The organism is Fructobacillus sp. ESL1096, from assembly GCF_058511985.1.
In genome coordinates this window covers 930,001-945,883 of the sequence record NZ_CP196400.1, presented here as the reverse complement: position 1 = coordinate 945,883, position 15,883 = coordinate 930,001, and the positions used below count along the sequence as shown (strand labels likewise).

At 43.9% G+C, this 15,883-nt stretch carries 15 protein-coding genes and 3 tRNA genes; 3 read left to right on the top strand and 15 right to left on the bottom strand.

The annotated features are described in order from the left end of the window. Positions 1 to 328 precede the first annotated feature (328 nt). Both ACSYSR_RS04610 and ACSYSR_RS04605 read left to right on the top strand, forming a co-directional pair. A complete protein-coding gene (locus tag ACSYSR_RS04610) occupies positions 329 to 1,225 on the top strand; it encodes an ABC transporter ATP-binding protein (protein ID WP_489816018.1) in 897 nt (298 codons plus the stop codon). After that, on the top strand, positions 1,218 to 2,441 hold the full coding sequence (locus ACSYSR_RS04605) for an ABC transporter permease (RefSeq protein ID WP_489816019.1): 1,224 nt from the start codon (positions 1,218 to 1,220) through the stop codon (positions 2,439 to 2,441). Before ACSYSR_RS04610 ends, ACSYSR_RS04605 begins: the two co-directional genes overlap by 8 nt. A gap of 131 nt (positions 2,442 to 2,572) precedes the next feature. Here ACSYSR_RS04605 and ACSYSR_RS04600 read toward each other — a convergent pair whose 3' ends face one another. Together ACSYSR_RS04600 and ACSYSR_RS04595 are read right to left on the bottom strand one after the other, a co-directional pair. After that, positions 2,573 to 4,288 carry an ABC transporter permease/substrate binding protein gene (locus ACSYSR_RS04600; protein WP_489816020.1) on the bottom strand — a complete coding sequence of 572 codons (1,716 nt, stop codon included), beginning with the start codon at positions 4,286 to 4,288 and terminating at the stop codon, positions 2,573 to 2,575. Then, a complete protein-coding gene (locus tag ACSYSR_RS04595; RefSeq protein ID WP_489816021.1) occupies positions 4,281 to 5,471 on the bottom strand; it encodes a quaternary amine ABC transporter ATP-binding protein in 1,191 nt (396 codons plus the stop codon). Before ACSYSR_RS04595 ends, ACSYSR_RS04600 begins: the two co-directional genes overlap by 8 nt. Before the next feature lie 169 nt (positions 5,472 to 5,640). On the opposite strand from ACSYSR_RS04595, the gene ACSYSR_RS04590 reads away from it, so the two are divergent. Next, positions 5,641 to 6,258 carry a GntR family transcriptional regulator gene (locus ACSYSR_RS04590; protein ID WP_252773542.1) on the top strand — a complete coding sequence of 206 codons (618 nt, stop codon included), beginning with the start codon at positions 5,641 to 5,643 and terminating at the stop codon, positions 6,256 to 6,258. Between the two features lie 125 nt (positions 6,259 to 6,383). Here the strand turns inward: ACSYSR_RS04590 and ACSYSR_RS04585 are convergent, their stop codons facing one another. The 13 genes from ACSYSR_RS04585 to ACSYSR_RS04525 all read right to left on the bottom strand — a co-directional run bounded on the left by ACSYSR_RS04585 (position 6,384) and on the right by ACSYSR_RS04525 (position 15,843). Further along, entirely contained in the window at positions 6,384 to 7,727 is a 1,344-nt protein-coding gene (locus ACSYSR_RS04585; RefSeq protein ID WP_252773541.1) for a glucose-6-phosphate isomerase, read from the bottom strand. 108 nt (positions 7,728 to 7,835) lie between these two features. Then, on the bottom strand, positions 7,836 to 9,161 hold the full coding sequence (locus ACSYSR_RS04580; protein WP_252773540.1) for a D-alanyl-D-alanine carboxypeptidase family protein: 1,326 nt from the start codon (positions 9,159 to 9,161) through the stop codon (positions 7,836 to 7,838). Positions 9,162 to 9,165: 4 nt separating this feature from the next. Further along, on the bottom strand, positions 9,166 to 10,293 hold the full coding sequence (locus tag ACSYSR_RS04575; RefSeq protein WP_252773539.1) for a sensor histidine kinase: 1,128 nt from the start codon (positions 10,291 to 10,293) through the stop codon (positions 9,166 to 9,168). 2 nt (positions 10,294 to 10,295) lie between these two features. Next, a complete protein-coding gene (locus tag ACSYSR_RS04570; protein WP_047975531.1) occupies positions 10,296 to 10,985 on the bottom strand; it encodes a response regulator transcription factor in 690 nt (229 codons plus the stop codon). A 3-nt stretch (positions 10,986 to 10,988) separates the two neighbouring features. Then, on the bottom strand, positions 10,989 to 11,696 hold the full coding sequence (locus ACSYSR_RS04565) for a DUF1129 domain-containing protein (protein WP_489816022.1): 708 nt from the start codon (positions 11,694 to 11,696) through the stop codon (positions 10,989 to 10,991). Between the two features lie 27 nt (positions 11,697 to 11,723). After that, the gene (ychF, locus tag ACSYSR_RS04560; RefSeq protein ID WP_252773537.1) at positions 11,724 to 12,824 is read right to left on the bottom strand and encodes a redox-regulated ATPase YchF; all 1,101 of its coding nucleotides are present in this window, start codon (positions 12,822 to 12,824) and stop codon (positions 11,724 to 11,726) included. Between the two features lie 33 nt (positions 12,825 to 12,857). Beyond that, positions 12,858 to 13,061, bottom strand: a complete 204-nt coding sequence (locus tag ACSYSR_RS04555) for a DUF951 domain-containing protein (RefSeq protein ID WP_047975534.1) — start codon at positions 13,059 to 13,061, stop codon at positions 12,858 to 12,860. A 1-nt stretch (position 13,062) separates the two neighbouring features. Continuing rightward, positions 13,063 to 13,962 (bottom strand): ParB/RepB/Spo0J family partition protein, encoded by a 900-nt coding sequence (locus ACSYSR_RS04550; RefSeq protein WP_489816023.1) that lies wholly within the window; start codon positions 13,960 to 13,962, stop codon positions 13,063 to 13,065. Beyond that, a complete protein-coding gene (locus ACSYSR_RS04545; protein ID WP_252773535.1) occupies positions 13,955 to 14,713 on the bottom strand; it encodes a ParA family protein in 759 nt (252 codons plus the stop codon). The genes ACSYSR_RS04550 and ACSYSR_RS04545 overlap by 8 nt, the downstream gene beginning before the upstream one ends. A gap of 19 nt (positions 14,714 to 14,732) precedes the next feature. Then, the gene (gene rsmG / locus ACSYSR_RS04540) at positions 14,733 to 15,449 is read right to left on the bottom strand and encodes a 16S rRNA (guanine(527)-N(7))-methyltransferase RsmG (protein WP_489816024.1); all 717 of its coding nucleotides are present in this window, start codon (positions 15,447 to 15,449) and stop codon (positions 14,733 to 14,735) included. A gap of 135 nt (positions 15,450 to 15,584) precedes the next feature. Then, a tRNA-Leu gene (locus ACSYSR_RS04535) sits at positions 15,585 to 15,668 on the bottom strand. A 26-nt stretch (positions 15,669 to 15,694) separates the two neighbouring features. Next, a tRNA-His gene (locus ACSYSR_RS04530) sits at positions 15,695 to 15,767 on the bottom strand. A 2-nt stretch (positions 15,768 to 15,769) separates the two neighbouring features. Next, positions 15,770 to 15,843, bottom strand: a tRNA-Trp gene (locus ACSYSR_RS04525). Between the last annotated feature and the right edge of the window lie 40 nt (positions 15,844 to 15,883).

Sequence of the window (15,883 nt, the reverse complement as noted above, 5' to 3'; positions counted from 1 at the left end):
TGCTATTAGCAAATTATTGGTATAACAAACGTTATTGTTACCTTGTTAACCCCTTTGACCAGAGCCTGTATCACAAATTTGTGACTGTCAGGCTCAAAGACACCAGCTAACAAACAATTTACACTGACCCACCAACCCAAGAGCCGTTTTCATCAACACCGAACTCTCTTCAATTACTGTCGAACCCAAAGAAAAACTATGAGATAATGAGAATATTCGAACAAGTGATGAAGATCAATTTTTGGTATTAAATAACTAGTCCACGTTTGTTGAATAGCCTAAGTTAAACCCAATTCATCCATTAAATTAGAGATGTCAGGAGCAGACCATGATTACCATTTCCAACTTATCAAAAGCATTCGGCAGTCACCAAGCCGTTGCCAATCTTTCCTTCACCCTTCAACCAGGTGAAGTTCTCGGCTTGATTGGCCAAAATGGTGCCGGCAAAACCACCACTTTTCGGATGATTTTAGACTTTATCCAGGCTGACGAAGGTACGATTGCCTGGGATCAACATCCAATCGATGCTAATTTACGTCGAAAAATTGGCTTTCTACCCGAAGAACGCGGGCTCTATCAAAAACAGACCATTGAAGAACAGGTCGTCTACCTTGCCCAATTACATGGTATGGACAAAAAAGCGGCAAAAGTAGCGCTCCAAGACTGGCTAGACCGCTTACAAGTCGTTGGAAAACCAGGGGACTTAGTCCAATCTCTATCAAAAGGAAACGCCCAGAAAATCCAAATGATTATGGCTCTGATTTTCGAGCCGGACTTTGTGATTCTCGATGAACCCTTCTCTGGCTTAGATCCTGTCAATGCTGCCATTTTTATGGACGAAATTCAGCGCCTCAAAGATCGTGGCGCAATGATTATCTTCTCATCGCACAATATGGATAATGTTAGCCAAATTTCAGACCAACTCCTAATGCTTAAAAAGGGTCGAACCGTCCTGCAAGGACCTGTTCAGGAAATTCGTGAATCCTTTGGCCGAACCCGTCTTTATGTTGAAGCGCCTCATTTAACAAAATCAGACTATTTAGCAATGACCGGCGTCAACCATGTCGAAGCTAAAGATGGTGGCTTTCTGCTGACGCTAGACTCTGAAGCGGCTGGACATTCCATCTTCGAGGCGGTGACCAGTAATGGGTACATCCCCGCCTTCTCACAACAGCCACCCACTCTAGCCGAAATCTTTAAAACGGAGGTCAGCACCAATGACTAATCTAACCTTTCTCGTAGCCAAGCACACCTACTTCAGTCGCCTTAAGAAAAAATCTTTTTGGTGGTTAATTATCTCACCTATCCTTTTAATTGCTGCTGCTGGTCTTCTAGGCTACGGAATTAGCTACTTTTCAAACGACCAACCAGCCAAAATTGCTGTTATTGGACAGGCCAATAGTCGTGAGGCCATCAGCCAAACAGCTAGCAAGCTCAATATCAAGGTCTCATCAATTACCGATGACCACTCTGCACAGTCGGCTTTACAAAAGCAAAGCATTGACGGCATCCTTACTCTCAACGCTGATCAAGGAACATTAGTGATGCAGCCAAAAGCGCCGAAAATTGATAAAGATCAATTACAAGCGGTCTTAAGCAAGATTTTTTTGATGAATCAGGCTGAAAATTATGGTCTAACCCCCAAACAAACCGCAGCATTGATGACACCGTTTAGCCTGAAAACAACTGTGCAAAGTCACGCTAGTCAAGAAAACGCCGACAATAACCAGGCTGCAAAAGCAGCTGTTTCAGTTGCTATAACGATTATCGTCTTAGTCATTGTTTCGACCTATGCATCCTTAATTGGTAATGAGATTGCCAATGAAAAATCGTCACGAATTATGGAAACCCTATTAGCAGCCTCGTCTTCTCGGGCACAATACTTCGGTAAGCTGCTAGGTATCACTGGTCTTCTGGTTACCCAACTGTTTTCTTACGTGGTCTTAGGAATAGGAACCAACCTTTTCGGTCAAAAAATTGCAGTGGTCAAGCAGGCCCTTTCCTACTTGACTGCCTTGACCCCAGCTTTTCTAATTTATTCCTTGATTTTCATCATCGTTGCCACTGGCCTTTACCTGATTTTAGCAGCCATTGCAGCTTCATTAGTCAATGATAATTCACAAGTTTCTCAAGCCATGGTCCCCGTCACGACCCTGGCCATGATTCCCTATATTGTTGGTCTTGCTTCAGCTTCAAATGGTGGCAATAACATTCTCGTTCATATTTTTGCCTATGTCCCCTTCATGGCTCAATCAACAATGCCAAGCTTGCTTGCCAACCAATATGCCAGCTGGTGGCAGGCTCTTCTATCATTGGCCATTTCGCTCATTGCTCTCGTGGCGCTTGCTCAATATGGACAAAAACTTTACGCTAAAAACGTTTTGTCCTATTCAGATGAAAATATCTTGAAGCAACTATTAGCTTCCCTCAAGCACTCTTAAACGGTAAAATCAGCCCCAGCTCCTTCCAGGCTTACCGACAGTAACCCAAATCAAAAAGCGACCCAAGCAATCAAATTGCTTGGGTCGCTTTTAATTAACCATCAAAACGGTGGCGAACCTGATTCAAATTGTTACTTAAACCAAGCGTTCACTTGAGACTTGTGCTTACTAATCCAATCGTCGGCAGCCTTTGTAGGCGTTTTACCGTTTTGGATATCAAGCATAACCGTCTGCATGTCATCTTGTGTCCAGTGGAAGTTCTTCATCACCTTGTAGACATCAGGGTTCGTCTGCTTCAAGTTTTTACGAACAACAGTATTAATTGTTTCTTGTGATCCCATTGTTCCCTTTGGATCAGCCAGGTACTTCAACTTGTACTTGTTGAACATCCAATGTGGTGACCAACCAGTCAAGACAATTGGTTGCTTAGCCTTATAAGCCTTATCCAATGCTGAAACCATTGCACCAGATGATGATGCCTGCAAATTCCAACCAGAAAGGTTACCATAAGAATCAATCGTCTTTTGTGCGGCAGCCATCACACCGGCACCAGGTTCAATCCCCGTAATGGTCTTGTTTGCTTGGTTGGTCAAATCAGCAATTGAGTTGACATCCATATAATCTGGCACAACCAAACCTAACTTAACCCCCTTCAAATTAGGGCCAAGCAAATCGACATCATTCTTATACTTAGCGTACAAAGCCTTGTGAGTATTTGGCAACCAGGCTGAAACCGTAGCATCAGTTTGCTTGTTAGCAACTGATTGCCAGTTCACGGCGTTATCAAGTGGGGTAATCGTCACATCATAGCCGTGCTGACGCATTGCTTCAGCCAAAACATTCGTTGAGGCCACTTCAGAATCCCATTCAACATAACCAATATTGACTTTCTTGCCTGAAGCTTGGTGAGCAGTGATGCTACCAGCAATACCGGCGATAGCAATCACGGCCAACATTGCCCAAGTAGCCAACTTACGCCACTTTGGCAACTTTGGTGCAGAGACGGGCTCTGTGTTCAGACGCTGAACAAAGCGATCAATGATAATAGCCAAAATCACCAAGGCGATTCCATTAACAAATCCCGAACCAACGTCGGCGTGTTGAACAGCTGACAAGACACCACGACCAAGTCCTGGTGCACCAATCATAGAAGCCGTCACAACCATTGACAGAGCCAGCATAATCGTTTGCTTAGCACCAGCAATAATCGTGTTCTTCGCATTTGGTAATTCCAACTTGAACAACTTTTGCCAAGTCGTTGCCCCAAATGAGTCAGCGGCTTCAACCAAATCAGTTGGCACCTGTTGCAACCCAAGATAAGTGAAGTTCACAACTGGTGGCAGGGCGAAGATAACAGAGGCAAAGGCCCCAGGCACAACACCAATACCAAAGAAGGCAACGGCTGGAATCAAATAAACAAAGGCAGGCATGGTCTGCATAAAGTCCAAGATCGGCTTAATCACCATGTAGGCCTTTGGCGACTTAGCCGTCCAAATCCCCATTGGGATTCCAATAACCAAAGAGACAACCGAGGCCATCAAGACCAGTGTCAAAGTCTGCATCAAGTCAGACCATAATCCTTGGTTAGCCACCAAGGCCAAACCAATCAAGATAAAGAGTGGTTGACCATATTTCTTAGGCGTCAACAGCCATGAAATCAATGCCAAGGCAATGATGAAGATTGGCATTGGAATCGCTGTTAAGAAATTCGTAATGCCATCCATCGTAGTGGAACCACTATTTTGAATCGCTGTAAAAAATCCAGATAGATTCTTTGTTAACCAGTTAACCCCATCGGTTACCCAGGAGTCGATTGGGAGTTTGGCAACTGATAATAAATTAATCATTATTGTCTCCTTCCGTTTGGGCTAACGCTTCAATCACGGCACCACGAATGATAATACCGTGAAGCTTCTGATTTTCATCAACGACGGCCACTGGCGTATGGGCGTCATAAATGATTGGCATAATGTCTGAAACAACCGTGTCAGGCGTTACTGTTGGCATTGCTGTGATCACGTCACGCAGAGTCAACTTTTCACGACGAGCATTCACGGCCGCGTCAGATGTCACGTACCCAACAAACTTTCGGTTACCATCGACGGCAACCAAGCCAGAAACTTCTTCTTCTGACATCCGGTGTAAGGCAACGTTTGGTCCATCCGTATCAGCGTTGATTGTTAAGCCAGGAATCATGATGGATTCTGCATTCAAAACCTTTGAACGATCAACATCTTCAACGAAGTTTTCAACATAATCGTTTGCTGGATTAGTCAAAATTTCTTCTCCAGTACCGATTTGTTGTAACTGACCATCCTTCATGATGGCAATTCGGTCACCCAAACGCAAAGCCTCGTTCAAATCGTGGGTAATAAAAATAATGGTTTTCTTCACCGTTGCCTGCAAGTCTAAGAGCTCATCTTGCATTTCGTGACGAACCAATGGATCCAAGGCAGAAAAGGCTTCATCCATCAAGAGAATGTCAGGGTCATTCGTTAATGCCCGTGACAAGCCAACTCGCTGTTGCATTCCTCCCGAAAGCTGTGAAGGATATTGGTCCTCAAAGGACAAAAGTTTCGAATTTTCCAAGGCCTTTTCGGCACGTTCGCGCCGTTCCGCTGCTGGCACACCTTGGATTTCCAAACCAAATTCTGTATTTTCCAGAATGGTCCGGTGTGGGAATAAGGCAAAATTCTGGAAGACCATCGACATTTTCTTCCGTCGAATATCAAGCATCTCTTTCTTGTTGTAATGGGTAATGTTTTTCCCATCCAAAAAGATTTCCCCACTGGTTGGTTCAATCAGGCGATTGAGCAAACGAATTAACGTCGACTTTCCAGAACCTGACAACCCCATGATGACGAAGATTTCGCCCTCATTGACATCAAGGTTAATGTCGTAAACACCAACCGTTGAGCCAGTCTTTTCAAAGATTTCGTTCTTAGATTTATTTTCTTCAACCATCTTCAAAGCAGCCTTTTGACGCTTTCCAAAGATTTTGGTTAAATGCTTAATCTGAACTTTTGGCATAAACCCTCCTATTAGTTGACTATCCTGCTCATTTAAAATAAACTAAATAAGTGACCACCGTTGTGGATTTAAGCGGTGGTCAATAGTGACCACTCTATTATCATACACTAGTGGTCACTTTTGTCAAATTAGAATATTTATTCACTAATTCTTTTAAAGGATACCGGTTATGCCGAAAGTTAAAGAACCCCGTTATCACCAAATCGCTCAGGAAATTGCTGAGCACATCGTTAATAAACAATTTCTCGTTGGCGAAAAGCTCCATGCTCGGTCAACCTTGGCCGCAACCTTTGGCGTTTCCGCTGAAACCGCCCGCAAGGCAATTTCCGTGCTAGCCGATCTCGATATCGTCAAGCCTGTTCACGGTTCTGGCGTCGAAGTTCTTTCTCGGGAAAAGGCCCACGAATTTCTCAATCAAGCCAAAGAGAGTCGCGATCTACAAACTACTCACAGCGAAATTAAAAGCTTAATCGCCAAGCAAAAAGAGGACCTAGCTAATTTAGAGGAAGGTTTTTCACTCCTGTTGGATCAAACCCAACGTGTGCGCAAGAATAATCCCATGTCCCCTTACGAATTTATTCCCGAGGTCGATTCACCGATGCTCAACCAATCGATCGGGTCTTTGAATATTTGGCAAAATACCGGAGCGACGATTATTGCCATTCTTCACGAAGATGAAATCACCTTGTCTCCCGGCCCCTATGCCAATATCATGCCTGGTGATACTATCTACTTCGTTGGTTCTGACAAGACGGTTGAGGCCATCCACCAATTCTTTGCTGTCTAACTGCCAACAAAGCAGTCTCTGCAAAATCAGCTAATAACGATTTTTTAGCTCTGTGCTAATTAGACAAAAAAACTAGAAACCCAGTCGCATCACATGCAAATTTGGTTTCTAGTTTTTATTTTGTCTTACTTTAACCGGTCGTGGTAAACCTGACTTTGTTCTTCATAGCCCGGCTTGTCCAAAAGGGCAAACATCGCCGTCTTATAGGCTTCAACACCAGGTTGGTTGAATGGGTTGATGTTAAAGAGGTAGCCTGAAACACCTACAGCTAATTCAAAGAAGTAAATCAATTCACCCAAACCAGCTTCATCTTGACGATCCAAAAAAACGGCTAAGTTTGGTACACCGCCATCCACATGGGCCAAGACAACGCCAGTCGCAGCAGTCTTATTCACTTCTTCCAATGACTTTCCTTCCAAATAAAGCAAGCCATCTTCATTATTACCAGTCTTTGGGATTGGCAAATCATGCTTTGAATGGTCAATACGAACAACTGTCTCAAAGAGATCACGACGACCTTCTTGAATATATTGACCAAGAGAATGCAAATCAGTCGAGTAATTCGCCGATGAAGGATAAATGCCCTTTTGGTTCTTTCCTTCTGATTCACCCATCAACTGCTTCCACCACTCTGACAAGTATTGCAGCGATGGTTCCCAGTTAGCCAAAATTTCAGTTGTATAACCCTTATCGTAAAGAATTCGGCGGTAAGCCGCATAGGCTAAGGCTGGGTTGTCATGGACATCGTCACTGCTATACGTCTTTTCAGCTGCTGCTGCACCGGCCAAAACATTTTCAATATTAACTCCGGCAACTGCCATCGGCAACAAACCAACAGCTGACAAAACAGAGAATCGACCACCAATGCCATCAGGAATGACCAATGTTTGGTACCCTTCGGCAGTGGCCTCGTTCTTTAAAGCACCCTTTTTGGCATCTGTCGTTGCCACGATACGTTTTTTGGCACCTTCTTCACCGTACTTAGCTACCAAGCGTTGCTTAAAGAACCGGAAGGCAACAGCTGGCTCCGTCGTGGTTCCTGATTTTGAAATCACGTTAACAGAGAAATCTTGGTCACCGATTACCCGGTCCAATTCATCTAAGGCCATTGGCGACATCGCATTACCGGCAAAGTAAACCTTGACCTCATCGCCCTGAACTAATTCGTTATGCCAGGGTGACTTCAAAAAGTCGATTGCCATTCGTGATCCCAAATAAGAACCACCAATTCCAATCACTACCAAAACTTTAGAATTCTTTTTAATCGCGTCCGCCGCCTGATGAATCGGTGCCAAGCTAGCTTGGTCTTGGCTCGAAGCCCAGTGGAACCAATCAGTAAAGTCAGCTCCCGCGCCAGTCTTGTTCACCAATGTCTGATGCGCAAAGCGGACCTGATCCTTAATTTCATCCAACTCGTTGTCTGCAATGAAATTCTCTAAACCGTTCGAATCAAAATGAATTGCTGCCATGAAGAATACCCCTTTCTGTTCGGAAAGTAAACGCTTTCACTATTTTTATTATAGCACCCTTTACGGTAAAGTTAACGCTGTGACTAAAAATTAGTCAAATTTTTTAAACTATTTCTGAGCTGTTGCCGTCAAAACCTGTAAGGGAATTTCTTTATCCGTGTCAGCAAGGCCTGGCAGGAAGGTCGCCTTCAATTCCGGCTTAGCATAGGTCACCACGTTGGTACTCTTTTCATCGGGGCGAGACTTCAAGTCTTTCAATGGCTGTATCTTTAATGATTTTTTCAAACTTGTCCAGTAGGTCTTGCTTGCTGCTACTTGTACGGCAACTGTTTGATCCTCATGATCAACACCAACAGTCTTGTGGTTTGTCAGTTGCTTACCTGCCGTAAAAGTATACGCTTTCTTTTTAGCCAAGACCTGGTTAACCATATCAATGGTCGTTTGGAACCGTTGCTTTGTATCCGTGTAATCGGCAGCATTGTTCACAACTGTCAAGAACTCATGTCCCTGTTGGTCAACGACATAACCCGTAAAACAAGCCCCTGCTTCTGGTGTCGAACCCGTCTTTAACCCAAGTATTTTCAAGCCGTTTTCATTATCCAAGCCTTTGATAATGTTGGCAAATCCTTGACCAAAATCAGACGTCTCCGTCACCTTGACGGTCTTGTTTTTTGTGTAAGTTATCGTTGGATTGGTCGTCACAGTTTTTAAGGTCGGATCCATTGTCATAATCTTCTTAGCAATTTGAGCAACCTGCATCGCTGATGCATGGTTTGCAGCTGAATCAGATGCGGAAGTAACTTCGTTATTGTTATAAGAGTCACCATTTGTCAAACCAGCACCGTTATACCATTCAGTTCCCTTTAAATTCAGGTCACTTGCCAAGGATTCAAGCGTTTCTTGTGCCGTTTGTCCTGGCTTGGTCAAGGCAGCCGTTAAGGTCAGCGCAGCATCATTGGCAGAATTAGTAAACATTGCCCAATAGAGGTCGCGTACTGAAAGCTTATCACCCGTCTTCATGTTCAAATGGGAAATAGCATCTGCATTTTGTGCTGAAAGATCGGCACTAGCCGGCACGGTTACCTGGTCAGTCCACTTCAATTGGTTATCTTCAATTGCTTTTAAGACGCCGTAAGCCACCAACATTTTACTCTCAGAGGCAATCGGTGCTTGTTTATTGGCATCCTTTTCACCCAAAACTTGGCCTGATGTTAAATCAATTACCACAGCTGAGGTGGCATCAACATTTAAACTAACCGGCTGATCTTTCGTGGCTTGAATCGACGATTTAACATCATCTGGTACCAAGAAATACAGGCCTGCCCCTATCATGGCTATCGCTAAGACCAAAACGGCCATTAGGATGGCCCAAAACCGCCCACGTTTTTTCTTTCGATTAGCGGCGTGTAACCGATACATTGGCTTTTCACTCATCACTCTATTCTTCTTTCACTTGTTTCAGTGGGAGGGTCATGACGAATGCCGTGGCCGTCTCATCTGATTCGACTTTTACTTGACCGTTGTGCTGGTCAATAATGCCCTTCACGATTGCGAGCCCTAAGCCCGTACCACCAGTCTTGCTGTTGCGCGATTCTTCCACTCGGTAAAAGCGCTCAAAAATATGATTAGCCGAACGAGCAGGTATAGCAGGACCATCATTAATGACCCTGATTTCCACCAATCCAGCCTCCCTGACTTGACCAGTTAATTTAATAAAACTAGCACCTTGACCATATTTCAATGCGTTTTCAACCAAGTTAATCAAAACCCGGGCTAATTTATCCGAGTCACCAGCCATCACAATCACACTTGGGTCTAAATTAGTTGCAAAGCGCAGGTGCCGATTTTCCGCCTCCATGGCATAATTCGCAAGGACCTGATCAAAGAGGTCACCAAGCGAGAAATCGGTGATATTCAAACTTACCTGCGTTGTTTGCAACTTGGCAAACTCAAAGAGGTCTTCAACTAATGTCTTCATCTGGTTGGACTTATAATAAGCCGTCTTTAAATACTTAGCCTGGTCTTCTTCTGATAAAGGCGAATTTGGCGTCACCACCAAACCTAGGTAACCAATAATGGCTGTTAGTGGCGTCCGCAAATCGTGAGAGATATTCGTCATCATCTCATCCTTCGATTTTTCAACGGCTAACTGTTCCTCATGGGCCAAATTGAACTCGGCCACTACTCGATCGACTAAAGCCGTGAGTTGCCGTGCTTGGTTGCTATAGGTTGGTAACTGACGTTGTTCTTGGTTTTCGGGCAAGTCCGACTCATCATGGCCATTCGACTTGTGACCAAGATCAGGATGATTAGCAAGGGTGTACAGTCGTTTTGCCAGGTTGAGCAATAACAAACGTTCCCGACTGCGGCGCCAGAGATGAATTAACCAAATAGCCAATAGCAATAGCCACACAATGTAAAAAAAAGGCCAGCTTTGCCGAGCTGACCAATTCATTTTGTCTTGTAAGAGGTCAAAAACCAACACCCAGGCAAGGCCAGCGGAGGTCAAAGTAGCCAAAATTAATGACAAAACGGTTTGCGCCAGAATTGTACTTTTCTTGACCATAATTAACTCACTTCAATCTTATAACCAACACCCCAAACAGTCTGGATAACCTGGTCACCATGGGTTGCTTCTTCTAATTTATCGCGCAAATGAGAAACATGCACCATAACTGTCTTAGCAGAAACAACAGATTCTTGTTGCCAAACACGTTCGAAGATATCATCGGCAGAGAACACGCGGTTTGGATGAGAAGCCAAGAGGTATAAAATTCCAAATTCTAAGGCCGTCAAATTAACCAAATCACCACTTGTGGTCTTCACTTCGTGGGAATCCTTATTGATAACCAAAGAGGCCACCGACAAAACATCCGGCTTTTGCTCTTGGACCATGTTTTGAGACCGCCGTAAAAGCGAACGAATCCGAGCCATCACTTCCAAAGGGTTAAAAGGTTTTGTTACGTAGTCATCGGCTCCAGAAATCAGTCCCTGAATCTTGTCCATATCAGAAGACTTAGCCGAAAGCATCAAAATTGGAATATGCGTGTCCTTCCGAACAGCCTTTAACACTTCTAAGCCGGACATATTGGGCATCATAATGTCCAAGACCATTAAAGCAACATCCGGGTTAGTATTTAATTTTGAAAGGGCTTCTTTCCCATCTTGTGCAATCACGGGTTCGTAGCCTTCATTTTTCAAGTAAATTTCTAATAATTCAGCAATTTCTTGATCGTCGTCGACAACTAAGATTTTCATCCCTTACTCCTTTTGATTAGCCTCATCTACCCGTGCTTGTTGAGACAACTTTGAGATAGCTAAAATACCACCGTGTTCCAATCCAGCATGCTTACGGTTCAACAGGTAAGCTAACCAAGCCAAAGCCAAGACCAGCACATTACCAAAGAGAGGCAAGATCGGATTAACCACCGTCGGGATAAACATGAAGGCCGTGAAACCGGCGACCCACAAAATCGCAACAACAATCAGTAACAACCAAGTCGGCATTTTCTTCTTTGGATGCTTGTCCTTTGGATTAGGAACCAAACGTTGCATTGCCAGGGTATAAATCGCACCACCCCAGAATGATAGCAAGAGCATTGAGACAACACCGATTCCTTGGCTTTCGCTTGAACTCTTGCCAAAACTCATTGTAATAGCGAAAAAACCAGACAAGAACATCACTAAGACCAAGGCCGTATCAGTGGCCAAGAATGTAAAGGAATAATCGTGGAACTTCTTAGCTAAGCGGCGGGGATTCAAATACTCTTGCAAAAGTTGAGCTGGTGAGCCATACATTTGCGCAGCTGTTTTTCCTGCCTTTTGACCGACGTAAAGCTTTTTAGAAATCGTTTGCACAATTTCTTCCTTGCGTTCGTTACTGAGCTTGTCAGTTTCCGCCAAGCCCTTCTTAAATCGGAAAATAAAGTCTTGATTCTTCTTGCTTAATTGCGAATCTACTTGCGTCATCTTACTGTCTTTCGTCCTTTAAATTTATTATACGTTGAAACGGAATTCGATAATATCGCCGTCTTGAACGTCGTAATCTTTTCCTTCTGATCGCAACTTACCAGCTTCTTTAACGGCCTTAACAGACCCATATTCGTCCAAATCAGCAAAGGCAATCGTTTCCGCCCGGATGAATCCACGCTCAAAGTCCGAATGAATCACACCAGCAGCCTGTGGAGCTTTGTATCCGGCCTTAAAGGTCCATGCCCGCGTTTCTTTGCCACCAGCAGTAAAGAATGTTCGCAAGTCTAATAAGTGGTAAGCAGAGCGAATCAGCTTGTTCAAACCAGGTTCTTGAACACCAGCTAATTCCAAATAATCGGCCTTTTCGTCGTCATCTAGCTGAGCAATCTCTTCTTCGGCATTGGCTGACAAGGCAATTACTTCAGCCTTTTCAGAATCAGCAAAATCCTTAATTTTTTGGTAGTAAGGCGAGTTGGTTGGATCCGCCATATCGTCTTCTGCGATATTGGCAACATAAAGCGTTGGCTTTGATGTCAACAAGAATAAGCCCTTGACGACCTTTTCTTCTTCTTCTGAGAAATCAACCGTCCGCACGGCCTTGCCAGCTTCCAAGACAGGCTTAATCTTTTCCAAAACAGCAGCTTCTGCCTTAGCAACTTTATCGGATCCCTTCGCAGCACGAGCAACCTTCGCATAGCGCTTATCGACTGCTTCCAAATCAGCTAGGACCAACTCAGTATTAATGGTGTCAATATCATCAAGTGGATCAACTTTACCATTAACGTGAATGATTTCATCGTCATCAAAGGCACGGACAACGTGAACAATAGCATTCACTTGGCGAATGTTTTCCAAAAACTTGTTTCCAAGTCCTTCACCTTTGGAAGCACCCTTTACGATACCGGCAATGTCGGTAAATTCAAATGTTGTTGGAATAATCTTATCAGCCGGTTCAATTTCTTGAATCCGCGCTAAGCGATCATCTGGCACTTCGACAATTCCAACATTTGGTTCAATGGTGGCAAATGGGTAATTTGCCATTTCTGCACCAGCCTTTGTAATTGCATTAAAAAGTGTTGACTTACCAACATTAGGTAGTCCAACGATTCCAGCTGTTAAAGCCATGTCTATTTATCCTTTCGTCTTAAACCGTAAAAATCAATCTTCTTCGGCCTTTTTTAAGACTTTTTTCAAGCGCTTTTCAAAGTTAAACCGGGTTAACATAATTGTCCGGTTACAGTTCGAACAGGTAATTTTAATATCGGCCCCAAGTCGGTTGACCACCCAAGCATTCGTTCCGCAAGCATGGGGCTTCTTCATTTCAACTAGGTCACCAAGACCATATTCAATTGATTGCGCCATTTTAGTCTACCTCAATTGATAAAATACTTAAGATTCGAGCCAGGTCTTGTTCTGAAAGATAAGCAATTTCAATCTTTCCTGCACCCTTTGAACCGGTGTTGACCTTGACCTTTGTGCCAAATTTATCTTCTAACCGATTTGCTAAATCCTTAGCAAATGGCGATTCAACCTTTTTGGCAGGCTTTTGGTCACCGGCGTTAACTCTCTTGACCAGTGTTTCAACCTGGCGGACATTCAACTGTTCTTTCAAGATCGTTTGGACAACAGCATTCATCTGACTTTCTTTTTCCAAACCGAGTAAGGCTCGGGCTTGTCCCATGGAAAGTTCACCAGCTTGCACCAAGTCTTGAACCTGATTGGGTAACCTTAACAAGCGCAAAGCATTGGCTATCGTTGTCCGTTCTTTTCCTAACTTTTCAGCCAGTTGGGTTTGGTTTAAATCCAACTGGGCCATCAAGTTGGCATAGGCCCGTGATTCTTCAATCGGGTCCAGGTTATCTCGTTGCAAGTTTTCAATCAGTGCCAACGTCGCCATGGTATCGTCATTGGTTGCTCGAACAATCGCGGTAATTTCCTTCACCGGCAAAGTCTTAGTTGCGCGGAAACGACGCTCCCCAGCAATAATTTGATACTTAGCACCGCTTTGACGAACAATAATCGGCGTCAACAGGCCATTTTCTTTAATTGACTGAGCGAGCTCTTTGATCGATTCTTCATCAAAGTGCAGCCGCGGTTGAAACGGGTTGGCTTCAATTTGGTCTAAGGGAAGCGAAACAACTTTCTCCCCTGCCTCCGGATTGCGGCTAACTGTTTTTGAATGGGCCAAAGCTTCCTTTGAAATACCATTGGATCCAAAGAGCGAATCCATGTTTTTACCCAATCCACCTCTTTTATTAACCATACTGCGCCATGACCTCCTTAGCAAATTCGGTATACACCCGTGCACCGAGTGACTTTGGGTCAAAATCAATAATCGCCTGGCCGTACGAAGGTGCTTCCGACAACCGAACTGTCCGCGGAATAACCGTTTGGTAAACCCGGTCTTCAAAGTACTTGCGTACTTGCTCAGACACCTGTCTTGCCAAATTTGTTCTTGTATCATACATCGTTAATAAGATACCGGCCATTTCCAAATCAGGATTTAGACCTTGACGAACAAGTTCAATCGTATTGAGCAATTGCCCCAAACCCTCCAAAGCGTAAAATTCCGTTTGGACTGGAATCAAAACCGCATCGGCTGCTGTGAAGGAGTTAATCGTCAAAAGTCCTAATGAAGGCGGATTGTCAATCAAAATATAGTCATACTGATCAGCCAATGGTGCTAGTGCATCCTTTAAGCGAAATTCTCGTCGTGGAAGATCAACTAACTGTACTTCACTTTCTGACAACTGAATCGTCGTTGGTAAAATATCCAAAGTATCGGCACCAACAATAGCGTCCTGAGCGGCAACGCCATTAATCAAGACTTCATAAACATCATTCTCTAATTCTGATTTGTCAACACCAACACCAGAGGTTGCATTTCCCTGTGGATCGGCATCAACTAACAAAACCCGCTTACCAGCTTTTGCCAAGGCAGCACCCAGGTTAATACTTGTTGTTGTCTTGCCAACCCCACCTTTTTGGTTGGCTAAAGCAATAATCTTTGCCATCTGCTGGCTCCTTTTTCTTTTATAATGGCTTTTTGCTAGGAGTACCGGCCTGCCTTGGATACTTCTTTGGTGTCTTTTGTACCTTAGCAATAATCTGAATCATTCGTGGATCCTGATTTGGTAAGGTGAAAGTGAAGCTTTCCTGGAATTGACCACCAAGTGTCTGTAAAGCCTTTTGACCGGCCTGCAACTCGTCTTCACCAGCCGACCCCTTCATCACCAAAAGTTGTCCATCGAGTTTAACAAACGGCAATGTGTACTCAGCTAAAACGGCAGTGCGCGCAACAGCCCTGGCCGTGGCATAATCAAAACTTTCACGCATGTGTTGGTCTTGACCAAAGTCCTCAGCACGACCATGCAAAACCGTTACATTTTTTAAGCCGAGATCTGCAACAACTGTTTTTAAAAAGTTAACCCGTTTGTTCAAAGAATCAATCAGCGTCACCTTTAGGTTTGGTAAAGCAATTTTTAAAGGAATTGCCGGGAAGCCGGCACCAGAACCAATATCAATCAATGTTGGTTCAGCGACCTTTAAGTCGGGTTGGTAAAAAGCCAAGGTCAGCGAATCATAAAAATGCTTTAAATAAACCTCTTCAAGGTCCGTAATGGCCGTTAAATTAAATTCCTTATTCGTCTCAACTAACAAGGAAAAATACCGGTCAAACTGATCAATTTGCTGGTCTGACAATGTTAACCCAGCTTCCTTTAGGCTTTTTACAAATGCTTCTTGGTCCAAAATCATCCTCCAAACCAGGTCCTATTTTGCCTAGTTTACTCTTAACAAGAATACCTAAAAAATGGGGAAAATTCAAGGTTTCAACGGTTTTTTGTCCAAAGAAAAAACCCGGACGAAAGTCCAGGTTTTTCATGATGCCCTCGGTGGGAGTCGAACCCACACGGTGTTGCCACCACTGGATTTTGAGTCCAGCGCGTCTGCCAATTCCGCCACAAGGGCAATATAAAGTATAAATACTTTATTAGGGCGGTAGAAGGGGATCGAACCCTCGCATGCTGGATCCACAAACCAGTGTGTTAACCACTTCACCACTACCGCCATGGCAGGGATAGAGGGAATCGAACCCCCATCAACGGTTTTGGAGACCGCTATTCTACCATTAAACTATATCCCTAAGGTATTAACAATCAGCTATCGCCGAAATAACATGATGA

Coding starts and splice junctions, on each gene's coding strand:
- ACSYSR_RS04610 (WP_489816018.1), top strand. CDS start 329: ATGATTACCATTTCCAACTTATCAAAAGCATTCGGCAGTCACCAAGCC.
- ACSYSR_RS04580 (WP_252773540.1), bottom strand. CDS start 9,161: ATGAGTGAAAAGCCAATGTATCGGTTACACGCCGCTAATCGAAAGAAA.
- ACSYSR_RS04575 (WP_252773539.1), bottom strand. CDS start 10,293: ATGGTCAAGAAAAGTACAATTCTGGCGCAAACCGTTTTGTCATTAATT.
- ACSYSR_RS04555 (WP_047975534.1), bottom strand. CDS start 13,061: ATGGCGCAATCAATTGAATATGGTCTTGGTGACCTAGTTGAAATGAAG.
- ychF (WP_252773537.1), bottom strand. CDS start 12,824: ATGGCTTTAACAGCTGGAATCGTTGGACTACCTAATGTTGGTAAGTCA.
- ACSYSR_RS04605 (WP_489816019.1), top strand. CDS start 1,218: ATGACTAATCTAACCTTTCTCGTAGCCAAGCACACCTACTTCAGTCGC.
- ACSYSR_RS04565 (WP_489816022.1), bottom strand. CDS start 11,696: ATGACGCAAGTAGATTCGCAATTAAGCAAGAAGAATCAAGACTTTATT.
- ACSYSR_RS04600 (WP_489816020.1), bottom strand. CDS start 4,288: ATGATTAATTTATTATCAGTTGCCAAACTCCCAATCGACTCCTGGGTA.
- ACSYSR_RS04590 (WP_252773542.1), top strand. CDS start 5,641: ATGCCGAAAGTTAAAGAACCCCGTTATCACCAAATCGCTCAGGAAATT.
- ACSYSR_RS04545 (WP_252773535.1), bottom strand. CDS start 14,713: ATGGCAAAGATTATTGCTTTAGCCAACCAAAAAGGTGGGGTTGGCAAG.
- ACSYSR_RS04570 (WP_047975531.1), bottom strand. CDS start 10,985: ATGAAAATCTTAGTTGTCGACGACGATCAAGAAATTGCTGAATTATTA.
- ACSYSR_RS04550 (WP_489816023.1), bottom strand. CDS start 13,962: ATGGTTAATAAAAGAGGTGGATTGGGTAAAAACATGGATTCGCTCTTT.
- ACSYSR_RS04585 (WP_252773541.1), bottom strand. CDS start 7,727: ATGGCAGCAATTCATTTTGATTCGAACGGTTTAGAGAATTTCATTGCA.
- ACSYSR_RS04595 (WP_489816021.1), bottom strand. CDS start 5,471: ATGCCAAAAGTTCAGATTAAGCATTTAACCAAAATCTTTGGAAAGCGT.